Annotated in this window: 8 protein-coding genes; 5 read left to right on the top strand and 3 right to left on the bottom strand. The window is 37.7% G+C overall.

The window, feature by feature from the left end; genetic code table 11:
- The first annotated feature begins 16 nt into the window (after positions 1 to 16).
- Both ACH2CJ_RS12540 and ACH2CJ_RS12535 read left to right on the top strand, forming a co-directional pair.
- A complete protein-coding gene (locus tag ACH2CJ_RS12540) occupies positions 17 to 1,855 on the top strand; it encodes a DUF1080 domain-containing protein (RefSeq protein ID WP_394993154.1) in 1,839 nt (612 codons plus the stop codon).
- Between the two features lie 88 nt (positions 1,856 to 1,943).
- Entirely contained in the window at positions 1,944 to 3,866 is a 1,923-nt protein-coding gene (locus ACH2CJ_RS12535; RefSeq protein WP_394993153.1) for a hypothetical protein, read from the top strand.
- A gap of 58 nt (positions 3,867 to 3,924) precedes the next feature.
- On the opposite strand, the gene ACH2CJ_RS12530 is transcribed toward ACH2CJ_RS12535, so the two are convergent.
- Both ACH2CJ_RS12530 and ACH2CJ_RS12525 read right to left on the bottom strand, forming a co-directional pair.
- The gene (locus tag ACH2CJ_RS12530; protein WP_394993152.1) at positions 3,925 to 5,124 is read right to left on the bottom strand and encodes a Gfo/Idh/MocA family protein; all 1,200 of its coding nucleotides are present in this window, start codon (positions 5,122 to 5,124) and stop codon (positions 3,925 to 3,927) included.
- Positions 5,125 to 5,301: 177 nt separating this feature from the next.
- Positions 5,302 to 6,165, bottom strand: coding sequence for a DUF1080 domain-containing protein (locus ACH2CJ_RS12525; protein ID WP_394993151.1), 864 nt, complete (start codon positions 6,163 to 6,165; stop codon positions 5,302 to 5,304).
- A 267-nt stretch (positions 6,166 to 6,432) separates the two neighbouring features.
- Between ACH2CJ_RS12525 and ACH2CJ_RS12520 the strand changes: the two genes are divergently transcribed.
- The 3 genes from ACH2CJ_RS12520 to ACH2CJ_RS12510 all read left to right on the top strand — a co-directional run bounded on the left by ACH2CJ_RS12520 (position 6,433) and on the right by ACH2CJ_RS12510 (position 10,289).
- Entirely contained in the window at positions 6,433 to 9,339 is a 2,907-nt protein-coding gene (locus ACH2CJ_RS12520) for a DNA methyltransferase (protein WP_394993150.1), read from the top strand.
- 369 nt (positions 9,340 to 9,708) lie between these two features.
- Positions 9,709 to 9,912: a type II toxin-antitoxin system VapB family antitoxin gene (locus ACH2CJ_RS12515; protein WP_394993149.1), complete on the top strand. Its 204-nt coding sequence runs from the start codon at positions 9,709 to 9,711 to the stop codon at positions 9,910 to 9,912.
- Positions 9,909 to 10,289, top strand: coding sequence for a PIN domain-containing protein (locus ACH2CJ_RS12510; RefSeq protein ID WP_394993148.1), 381 nt, complete (start codon positions 9,909 to 9,911; stop codon positions 10,287 to 10,289). Before ACH2CJ_RS12515 ends, ACH2CJ_RS12510 begins: the two co-directional genes overlap by 4 nt.
- A gap of 567 nt (positions 10,290 to 10,856) precedes the next feature.
- Here the strand turns inward: ACH2CJ_RS12510 and ACH2CJ_RS12505 are convergent.
- Positions 10,857 to 11,639: ribonuclease E/G (locus tag ACH2CJ_RS12505; RefSeq protein ID WP_394993147.1), on the bottom strand; the 783-nt coding region annotated here is incomplete at its 5' end.

Below are 11,639 nucleotides of genomic sequence, written 5' to 3'. Positions count from 1 at the left end.
AACCTAATTTATAGCAATGACGAAAAACTTCTTTAAAATTCTCACTTTTTGTGGCTTATGGGCAGGAACTGCTTATGCCCAACAAACCCTTCCGCTCACTGACATGTCGGCTTTTAGACCTATCAAAGAAAATTGGAGCATTGTTGGAGGCGTTTCATCCAGCATCGACCAAATGAATGTGACAACGACCGAAGCAGGCACGGGCATTTTAGTATGTAAACACGAAATTGGCAAATACGGCATTGATAAAGATTTGCTAACTATCATGGAACATGGCGATTTAGACATCGAACTTGACTTTATGATGGCAAAAGGTTCAAATTCAGGAGTTTATCTTCAAGGGCGTTATGAAATTCAGTTGTTTGATAGTTGGGGCAAAAAAACAGCTAAATATAATGACTGTGGAGGAATCTACGAACGTTGGGACGAATCAAAACCCGAAGGTTCGAAAGGTTATCAAGGAACTGCTCCACGAATAAATGTAGCCAAAGCTCCGGGTTTGTGGCAAAATATCAAAATTTCGTTTCAAGCACCACGCTTTGATGCTGCTGGAAAAAAAATTAGCAATGCAAAAATCCTTTCGATTATATTAAATGATGTTTTGATTCACGAAAATGTTGAACTAACAGGTCAAACACGTGGAGCTTTAGTAGATAACGAAGTAGCACAGGGGCCATTACGGTTTCAAGGTGACCACGGAAATATAGCTTTTCGCAATATCAAATACAAAAGCTATAACCAAAAAACACTTTCTTTTAGCGATTTGAAATTTGGTGTTTATAAAGGAAACTTCCGCACGATTGATGATATAGAAAAAATAAAACCTACAAACAGCGGTAATGCAAATCTATTAAATTGGGCAGTAAGTAACGCCGAAAATGAATTTGCTGTAAAATATGTAGGCAAAATTAAAGTGCCAGAAGCAGGAAAATATACTTTCACGACAATTCATGGTGGAAATACGCAAATAAAAATAAATAGACAAGAAGCCTTTAAAAACAGTTGGCTAAATTCGGGTGAAGGTCGTCAAATGACTATCGAACTTCCTGCAGGTGAAGTCGATTTTGAAATGTATTATTGGAAAACTGACGGTTGGTTACAACCATCTTTGGGGCTTTATGCCGAGTCCGAAACTATTCGTAAGCACCCACTTCATTATCCAAATTCGGCACTCGTTGCCAATCCAACTTCGCCAATTTTGTTGAATACAGCTACTGAGCCTGTTATATTACGTTCATTCATGGACATTAAAGATGATGGTAAAGGTAAGCGAGTAGTGCATGCTGTTTCGGTAGGAAACAAAGAAAATATTCATTTTACTTACGATTTAGACAACGGTGCTTTATTCCAAATTTGGAAAGGTGGTTTCTTGAATACAACCCCAATGTGGAACGACCGTGGAGACGGAAGCTCAAAACCGATGGGGAGCAGAACTTCTCTAAGCGATGCCCCATTATTGAATGTGCTTGATTCACCAGCAAAAGCGTGGGGAAATATTGATGCTTCATACCGTACAAGAGGGTATGAATTAGACGAAAATGGTCAACCCACATTCAAATATGATTTCGGAGGTGCAAATATTTCGGACAAAATTACGCCGAGTGAAGATGGAAAGATGTTCAAGCGTGAAATTGCTATAAAAGGTTCAGCAGCAAATCTTTATGCGAGATTGGCAACTGCCAAAAACATAACTAAAACACCCGAAGGCTTATATATTATTGGTGAAAATGCTTATTATCTAAAGGTCGTAGATGGCATGCCAAGTATCCGAGAATCAAATGGTATGAAAGAATTAGTTGTACCAATGGGCGGCACCCCGCTGGGTGAAAAAATTACTTATTCGATTATTTGGTAGGTTTTACGGTAGGAGTAAGTTAGGTAATATCTTGACTAATTCATAAAACCTAAGTTCTAAAACCAAATTAATAAAAACTTAAAAATCAATGAAAAATATCATAAAAATATTTCTTTCTTTAATGACATTTTCGAGCGTGTTCGCCCAAAACACTGCCGAAAATGATTATTACCGCATACTTACATTGCCAGTTCCCGAAAGTATGCTTTTGGAAGTTGGTGGTATCACTACCATGCCTAATGGAGATGTGGCTATAGGAACTCGTCGAGGCGATGTTTGGATTATAAACAATGCTTACATGAATGGTGGTTCGGCTCCTTATTTCCGAAAATTTGCAACTGGCCTGCACGAAATCTTAGGTCTTGTCTATAAAAACGGAGCTTTTTACTGTACGCAACGTGGCGAATTGACCAAACTAATTGATAAAAATGGCGATGGAAAAGCAGATGTTTATGAAACGGTTTACAATTTACCCATTTCAGGACATTACCACGAATATACTTATGGCCCCAAAGTAATGCCTGATGGATCAATGATTATCACAGGAAATGTAGCTTTTGGCGACGAAGAATGGTGGAGAGGCGAAAGTCGCAGACCAGGGAGAGGTTGGGCAATGAAAATTTCGGAAGATGGAAAATTAGAGCCTTACGCAACAGGAATGCGTTCGCCATGTGGAATTGGTGCAATTGATGGCGAATTTTGGTATGGCGATAACCAAGGCGATTGGATGGGTTCGGGTTTTATTGCCCAAGTAAACAAAGGTGACTTTATGGGGCATCCTGCAGGTTTGCGTTGGACAGGTGAGCCAAATTCACCAGTAAAACTCACTACCGAACAATTATACGCTAAAATCGACCCTCGTAAAACCAAAGATGCCAATGGTTTTTATATCAAACCAGAAAACATTGAAAGTGAGCGTGGAAAATACCTCTTTGAAATGAAAAAAGATATTCCTGAGCTAAAATTACCAGCCGTTTGGTTGCCTCACGGAATTTTAGGAATTTCAACTTCTGAGATTATCAAAGACGAAACCAATGGAGCTTTTGGGCCATTTGTTGGTCAGCTTTTCATAGGCGACCAAGGAAAAAGTAACCTTACACGGGTATTTATTGAGAAAATAAATGGCGAATACCAAGGGGCTGCTTTTCCTTTTAAAGATGGTTTTCAGTCAGGAACACTTCGCATGGTTTTTGGCAATGATGGTTCAATGTTTGTTGGTGAAACCAATCGTGGTTGGGGTTCGGCAGGCACTACAACTTCGGGTGTAGAGCGTTTAGTTTGGACAGGAAAAATGCCTTTTGAAATGAAAACACTAAAAGCTACACCCGATGGCTTTGAAATAGAATTTACAAAGCCTATTAATAAAGCCACTGCTGCTAATTTCAAAAACTATCAAATTCGTAGTTTTATTTATAAATATCAACCTGTTTATGGTAGCCCAACTGTCGATGAAAAATTCTTAAATGTTAAAGGTTTGAAAATTTCAGACGATGGCATGAAAGTAAGATTATTGGTTGATGGTTTGCGTGAGCATTATATTCATGAATTAAAGTCCGATGGTGTGAAAGACCTTGATGATAAAATGCTACTACACAACACGGCTTATTATACTTTAAATAATATTCCGAGTGGTGAAAAAATGAGCAACTTCATACCTCGTCCAGCAAATTTGAAAGTAAATGCTACGGCAACAGCCGAAGTTAAACTAACAACACCCGATGATGCAAAAGCCAAGAAAATGGTTGTAAAAGCTCCCACATTTGAAGAAATAAAGCCTTTATTGCAAAAACACACTTGTTTGGCATGTCACCAAACCGAAAAACGCATGGTTGGCCCAGCTTATAAAGATGTGGCTAAAAGAGGTTATTCGGATACAAAAATTGTAGAACTTATTTACAAACCACAGCCTAAAAACTGGCCAGAATATGCTACCGAAATGGCACCAATGCCACAAGTTCCGAGAGCCGATGCCTTGAAAATTGCCACTTGGATAAATTCATTGAAAAAATAAATTATGCAAAAAACTAAGCTCTTCCAAAAACATGGAAGAGCTTAGTTTTCTTAATATTTTACACAATCTTCTGAATAATATTGCCCGTTGCTTTTTCTTTCAGAATTACTTTTTTCCTGCCATCAGGCATAAATTCGTCTTTTATATACCAATGGTCAGCATCATATTCGACGAATGGCGATGGTTCAGTAACATCGTTTCTTCCTCGCCAATCTTTGATAAGCACAGGCTCCCACTTTTTAGTTTTTGCCGATTTATAGCAAGCATCAATCACGGCATTGACAATATACCCATCATAAAAACTTTCCATTGGCGTTGTGCCCTTGTCGATGCTGTCAAACATATCGGTAAACATGTGTGAATACCCAAGCGAATTTACTTCATCACCCACAGGAAATAACCAACCCGAAGCCGTTTCGGCCTTTTCTGCTACATAATTAGCTTCTGTAGCGGCAGTAAACATCTCAAAGCCAGTATGCATAAAATGGTCAGTTCGAATAACTCCTTCTGTGCCTGAAACCTCATCTCGCAAATCCATTCCTCCCCGAAACGACCAACTTACTTCAAACTGTGCCATTGCTCCACTGGCATATTTTACCAATGCAATGGCATTGTCTTCTGCTTCGATGGGCTTTACCTGCGTTGCTGCCCAGCACATCACTTCAACTGGACGAATGTCTTTTCCGATATAATTTCGGGCAATTTCGATGCAATGACAACCCAAATCTACAATTGCTCCACCACCTGCTTTTTTCAAATCCCAAAACCAACTCGAATGTGGGCCAGGATGAGCCTCACGAGACCTTGCCCAAGTTACACGACCAATAACCCCATTTTTGACAGACTGTAAAGCGTGTAAAGTTTTAGGTGTATATGCCAAATCTTCGAGATAACCATTGAAAACTCCAGCCTTTTCGGTCATATCTAAGATTTTCTTGGCTTCTGCACCCGTACGAGCCAGAGGTTTGGTACAAAGTACATTTTTCTTGTGTTTGCAACAAAGTTTGATGGCTTCAAAATGCAAATCGTTTGGGAGACCAACAATAACTGTATTTACGTTTGGGTCTTTGATGGCATCTTCCATATTGGTCGTAAATTTTGGGATATTCCATTCTTCGGCAAAAGCTTTTCCTCGCTCTTCGCTTCTCGAATAAACAACCTGCACACGGTCGGGGCGGCGGTGTTCGTGCAATGATTTTGTATAAAACCAGCCAATAAGACCAGTGCCGAGCATTGCAATATTTTGAGGCTTACTCATTGATTATCAAGTATTTATAAAAGATTGATAGATTATTTATTTACTTGTATAGACAAGTTGAGTGCAAGATACAAAAGAAAAATAAAATGTAGAAAAAGGGAGTATGAAATTTCATAAAAAAATAGAACCTATCTATTTTCAATGAAAATAGATAGGCTCTATTCTATAAAGTCTTCTTTATTTCTTCCTCTTTTTCTTGTAAATGCAAGTAGAATTGTCTGATTTTATGAAATAAGGCTTAAAATTACTTGCTTTTGAGTCGGTGCAACCACAAAGATTGAGCAACTCAACTTTACGAAAATCAACTGGATGGCTTTCGCTTTGTAGTGAAATATAGCCTTCCTGCAAAAGTTTCACATTTGCCATTAACGCAGGGTCATGTCCGCTTACATTTCCACCACCGATTTGAGGTTTTTGATATTCTAAAACTTTCTCACCGTTTACATAATGAATCACTGCCGAATCGCCCAAAACCGTTACTTCAGCTCTTACCCATTGGTCACCATCGTATGTTTTTGACGTAGAATTAATGCAATGACGCTTATCAAGCTTATTTTCATAGACGATATTTGTACCAGGCGTACATACATTACAGGTAGTACGAGGGCCTTTTCCTAAGCCTCCCAGTAGTTGAACCTCAATTGAAATCGGGAAATCTTGGTCTTTACCCATACTTTCAGGAGTTTGGCAATGAATCATAATTCCGCTATTGCGAGTTGCCCAACCTGGCCCTTCGATTGCTTGTTCGCCCACAAATCTATATTCTACCGCAATCTTGTAGTACGAGAATTTATCTTTATAGAAAATATGCCCAAAACGCTCATTATAAGCAGGATAGGCACTGGCATCGTATCTAACTTGCATCATTTCATCTTCCACACGAAATGTATTACCATAATTATTATTAAGGTCATAATTCCTAATTTTTACTTTCCAATCATTCAAATTTTTACCATTAAAGAGTTGTTTCCATTCTTTTTTATCGATTTGTTGAGCAAATGTTAGGCAAGGAAATAACAGAAAAACGAGGAGTTTTTTCATAGAAAATATGTTTTTATAGGGGTTAAAAAAAGATGTAAACTTTCTTGAATGGAAAGATACGAAAGAAAAACAAAATGCAGAAATTATATCAATATAAGCCTATTTATTGAAGAGCTGCTCAATAGTCTCTGTAGCCAAAAACATTTTTCCACTATCGGAGAGTTTAACAAAGCCATTCCTTTGTAAAATCCTGTTCCTCTTTGTATCAGATTTTTATATTTATGAGTCTTTTTTGCTATATTTCGCCTTTAACAAAGTAGCAAATTCATGCAAAACCTCCAAAATTTCGTTGATTATTGCCATAAACATATCAAAGGCGATGAAAAAGGTGAAGCTCAGATTTTTCTTGACCACTTTTTTATGGCTCTTGACTATGCCGAAGGGCTAAAAGATGCTGGTGCTGAATGTGAGTTTCGACTAAAAAACGAGAAAAATCGAAGCACTTCTTTTGGTGATTTGGTCTGGAAAAAGCGGGTTTTGATTGAAATGAAAAAACGTGGCGAAAACCTCGAAATCCACTTGCAACAAGCACAATCCTATTGGCTCATGCTCGCTGGCGACCGCCCACGCTATGTAATTCTCTGCAATTTTGATGAATTTTGGATTTATGATTACGAAATAAGCATCTATAAACCAGCCGAAATTGTAAAGCTCACCAACCTCGTAGAGCGAAAAGATGCCTTTGGTTTTCTTCTCCCACGAGCCACTAAGCCTGTTTTTGGCAAAAACCTGCAAGATGTAACGGGCAAAGCTGCCGAAAAAATCGCTGAAATTTTTCGTTCGATGGTCAAGCGTGGCGTAAGTCGTGAAGATGCTCTACGCTTTTGTATGCAGTGCATTATTGCCATGTTTGCTGAAGATGTAGAATTACTGCCCAACACAATTTTTACAAGATTGGTCCAAGAAGCCCTCGAAAATAATACAGCCGTGCATGGCAATGACAAAATTCCGATTTCTTATGATTTGATTGGTGGGCTTTTCAAGGAAATGAACACCAAGGGCGTTTCGGAAGGTATGAGGTATAATGGCGTAGAATATTTTAATGGTGGACTTTTTGAAACCGTCAAGCCGATTGAACTTACTTTGCAGGAACTCAATATGCTTGATGCCGCTTCAATGCAAAATTGGAAAAATGTGAACCCTGCCATTTTTGGAAGCATTTTTGAGGCGGCTCTCGAAACCACCGAACGGCATAAATTGGGTGCCCACTACACACACGAAATTGACATCAAAAAAATCATTGACCCCTGCATCGTGCAGCCTTGGAATGAACGCATTGATGCTGCCCAATCCATGACTGAATATTTTCAATTATTGACACAACTGGCTGTTTATCAGGTACTTGATCCTGCTTGTGGCTCTGGAAATTTCTTATTCGTGGCGTTTAAAGAAATGAAATTATTGGAGAAAAAGCTCCTTACATTACTTCGTGAAACCATTGTGAGTAGAGAAGATAGCAAGCAACTAACCGCATTTTTGCTCAATTATTCTTACGTAAATACCAAGCAACTGCATGGCTATGACCTCAAACCTTTTGCCGTAGAGCTTGCCAAAGTTACGCTTATGGTAGCAAAAGAATTGGCATGGCTCGACCACCGTGAGGCTTACGACAACAAATTTAGCCCTTTACCTTTGGATAATCTCGACGAAAATATTATTTGCTGCGATGCCCTACTTGATGGCAACCAAGCTCGAAAATGGATTGAAGCCGATGTCATTATCGGAAACCCTCCTTATCAAAGCAAAAATAAAATGCAAGCCGAATTTGGCGTAGAATATATGAATAAGCTGCGAAATGCCTACGCAGAAGTACCTGGAAGGGCAGATTTTTGTGTATATTGGTTTTATAAAGGACACAAAACCCTTAAAAATAATGGCAGGGCAGGTTTGGTGGCAACCAATACAATTAGGCAAAATTATAGCCGTGAAGGTAGTTTGGATTATATTGTAAAAAATGGTGGAACGATTTTTAATGCCGTAAACTCGCAAGATTGGAGTGGCGAAGCGGCAGTTTTTGTTTCGATTGTGAATTGGATAAAAGGTGAGTACGAAGGAGATAAGTTTTTGTTTTCTTATAACGAAAAAAATGTTTTGTTTGCAACAAAACAAGCAACGATAAATAGCAGTTTGAGCCTTGAAGTGGATGTGGCGGCGGCAAAGGTTTTAGAGTGTAACCGCCACCCAAAATGCGTTTTTCAAGGACAATCACATGGGCATGAAGGTTTTCTTTTGCCAGTAAATGAAGCCAAGAAAATTTTAACACAAAACCCTGATTATAAGGAGGTTATGAAGCCTTTTTTGATTGCAGATGAGTTGATTGGTAATCTAAATTCTCAACCAAAACGGTTTGTTATTGATTTTTCAGGAAAAGATTTGATTCAATCGGCAAGTTTAAAAACGCCATTTAAAATAGTTGAAAAAAACGTTTTGCCAGATAGAAAAGAAAAGGGAGAAAAACAACAAGCTGAAAATGACGAAGCGATAAAAATAAACCCACAAGCGACTGTAAATAAACATCATATCAATTTCTACAATAATTGGTGGCACTTGTCATATAGTCGTGAAGATTTGCTTGAAAAAATAAAACCTTTGAAAAGATATATTTCATGTGCAAGAATTTCAAAACGCAATATTTTTGAATTTGTCAGTACCGAAATTCGACCAAATGATGCCTTAATGGTTTTTAGTTTTGATGATTATTATTCATTTGGCATTATTCATTCAGTGATTCATTTTGAATGGTGGAAAGCAAAATGTTCAACCTTGGAAGATAGATTAAGATATACTGCAAACACAATCTGGGACACCTTTTCATTTCCACAAAACCCTTATAGTCAGTCAGTTATACGTGTAACCGAAGTTGCCAAGCAACTTCACCAAGAGCGTACCAAAATGCTACAAGACTATAAAATGAGCCTTCGAGATTTGTACCGAACCCTCGAAAAACCGGGCAGAAATCGCCTCCGAGAACTCCACGAAATACTTGATACTGCCGTTGGTGAATGTTATGGATTTGAGAAAGGAGGAGATATTCTCACGCAATTACTCGCCCTAAATCTACAAGTTTCAGAAGCCGAAAACCCCACACCACCGGGCTTGCCTGCGTGTGTACAAGATGCGAGTTTGTGGGCGGCGAACCGCTTTATTACAGATGATTGTGTGAAGTTTTTGTGATTTTATAGAAACCCAACACCAAAATAGAAAAAGCCATTTTAGAAAATAAATTGATGCAATCTGAAAAAGAAAAGGCAGAAATCGAAGCAAAATACTGGCGAGAAAAGAGTGAGAAATGAAGAAAAACGAGTAAATTTATAAAATCCCTATAATCCGAAAAGAAAATCGGAATGCCACCCGTCGGAACGCCGAACCGTTTTGAAATAGAAGTAAATTACTGGCGAAATAGAGGCAATCGAAGCACAAATAGCTACTAATCAGCAGGTTATAAACAAAGCAGCCGCCCAAAAGCAGGTGATTATGAAGAAATATTTGTAAATGCCATATTTATATATATATATTTGTATATATAAAATTATATACAAATATATGAAAACTACAATTGATTTACCCGAAGACTTGATTGCAGAAGCAATGAAAGCAACTGGCTCAAAATCAAAAATTGAAGCTATCAAAAAAGCCTTACATGAAGTTATTTTGCGAGAAAAACGCCTAAAATTACTCAATTTCAAAGGTAAAGTTGATTTGAATATTGATTTAAACAGCCTTAGAGATAGAACTTCTTTGCTATGATTTTAGTAGATTCATCGGTTTGGATTGGCTACTTGCGGTCAGGCGAAAATGCAGAAATATTGCAAACTCTTGTCAACTTAGATTTAGTTTGCACCAACGAAATTATACTTTCTGAACTTATTCCAGCTCTCCAACATCGAAAGCAAACCACACTCATCGAAAGTTTGGAAGCCTTACCATGCATACCTCATACTATCTTTTGGGAAGGCATAAGAGCTTTACAACTTTTAAACCTACAATATGGTATCAATAAAGTGGGGCTACCCGATTTGATGATTGCCCAACAGTGCATTACTAATAACATAGAACTTTGCAGTTTGGATAAACATTTCCAACTGATGGCTACACATACCTCCTTGAAATTAATGGAGTTTTAGAAATTAAATCCCTAATTATCAGTAGATTATCAAAGAAGCTGCCACCCAAAAGCAAGCCGTAATGAAGAGATATTTGTTAAAATCCGAAATCGAAGTAAAATACTGGCAAGAGAAGAGCGAGAAGTGAAATTTAATCCTAACTTATGTCAAGCGAAGAGAGAAAATAACTAATCGTACAATATAGTCTACAATTAGTAGCCTATAAAACACTCTTACGCAATTTGGATGGTTTGTTTAAGCGACGCAGAAATATGATGATACCTTGACAGAATCAGTACGCTTAACAAACTAATCGAAGCACTCAAAAAAGGAGAATAGTAATGAAACCAAAAGAATTAATCAACGAAATTAATAAAGCCATCACTGCTGAAGCAATGGTTGTCATAAGCGAAAAAGTAAATCAAGTACTGATGGTAGCCTCAAGAAAACATAATTGAAATTGACGAACTTAATAATCTTCGTTTGATTAAAGCCGTAGTATATTCGGCAAGATAAACCTGCAAAATGTGTGTACTTTGATAAAAAAAATTGATTTTAAAGTCACGCAATCAACTGATAATCAGTCTATTACCCAATTTCAATTTCATCGCCTAATTTATTAAGGAAATGAAATTCGGTGATACCAATAGAAGAATCTTTGATGAGTTTTACCCAAACCTTATATTTCAAGAACCATTTCATTTGTTTTGAAAAAATCCCTTCACGGTAATAGGCATAAATAAATGGGTGCAGCACGATACTAATACCGCTTTCATTTTGCTTTGAAAGGATATAATCGAGGTTATTTTCAATCAAATCTGTAATAACGATACTTGCTTGAATCGTACCTGTCCCGCCACAAGTTGGGCAAGTTTCGCGGGTAACAATATTCATTTCTGGACGAACTCGTTGGCGGGTAATTTGGAGCAAACCAAATTTTGAAATTGGTAAAATCGTATATTTCGACCTATCACCTTTCATTTCTTCTTTCATTGCTTCTTGAATCAAACGACGATTTTCGTTTTTCTTCATATCAATGAAATCCACCACAATAATTCCACCCATATCACGCATTCGTAACTGACGGCAAAGTTCTTTGGCAGCTTCCAAGTTTACAGCTAAAGCCGTAGATTCTTGGTCATCTTCCTGTGTTGACTTATTGCCGCTGTTTACATCAATAACGTGTAGTGCTTCAGTATGTTCAATTATCAGATAACCGCCGTTTGGCAAGCTAACCGATCGACCAAACAATGATTTTAATTGTTTTTCAATGCCAAATTGCTCAAAAAGTTTACTTTTTCCTGAATGAAGTTTCAGAATTTTCTCTTTATCAGGAGCAATTGTATGCAAGAAACTCTTGATGCTTTCGTA

The organism is Emticicia sp. (assembly GCF_043780375.1).
In the GTDB taxonomy this organism is placed as follows: domain Bacteria; phylum Bacteroidota; class Bacteroidia; order Cytophagales; family Spirosomataceae; genus Emticicia.
This window is presented reverse-complemented; position numbering and strand designations above follow the sequence as displayed.

Coding starts and splice junctions, on each gene's coding strand:
- ACH2CJ_RS12540 (WP_394993154.1), top strand. CDS start 17: ATGACGAAAAACTTCTTTAAAATTCTCACTTTTTGTGGCTTATGGGCA.
- ACH2CJ_RS12535 (WP_394993153.1), top strand. CDS start 1,944: ATGAAAAATATCATAAAAATATTTCTTTCTTTAATGACATTTTCGAGC.
- ACH2CJ_RS12530 (WP_394993152.1), bottom strand. CDS start 5,124: ATGAGTAAGCCTCAAAATATTGCAATGCTCGGCACTGGTCTTATTGGC.
- ACH2CJ_RS12525 (WP_394993151.1), bottom strand. CDS start 6,165: ATGAAAAAACTCCTCGTTTTTCTGTTATTTCCTTGCCTAACATTTGCT.
- ACH2CJ_RS12520 (WP_394993150.1), top strand. CDS start 6,433: ATGCAAAACCTCCAAAATTTCGTTGATTATTGCCATAAACATATCAAA.
- ACH2CJ_RS12515 (WP_394993149.1), top strand. CDS start 9,709: ATGAAAACTACAATTGATTTACCCGAAGACTTGATTGCAGAAGCAATG.
- ACH2CJ_RS12510 (WP_394993148.1), top strand. CDS start 9,909: ATGATTTTAGTAGATTCATCGGTTTGGATTGGCTACTTGCGGTCAGGC.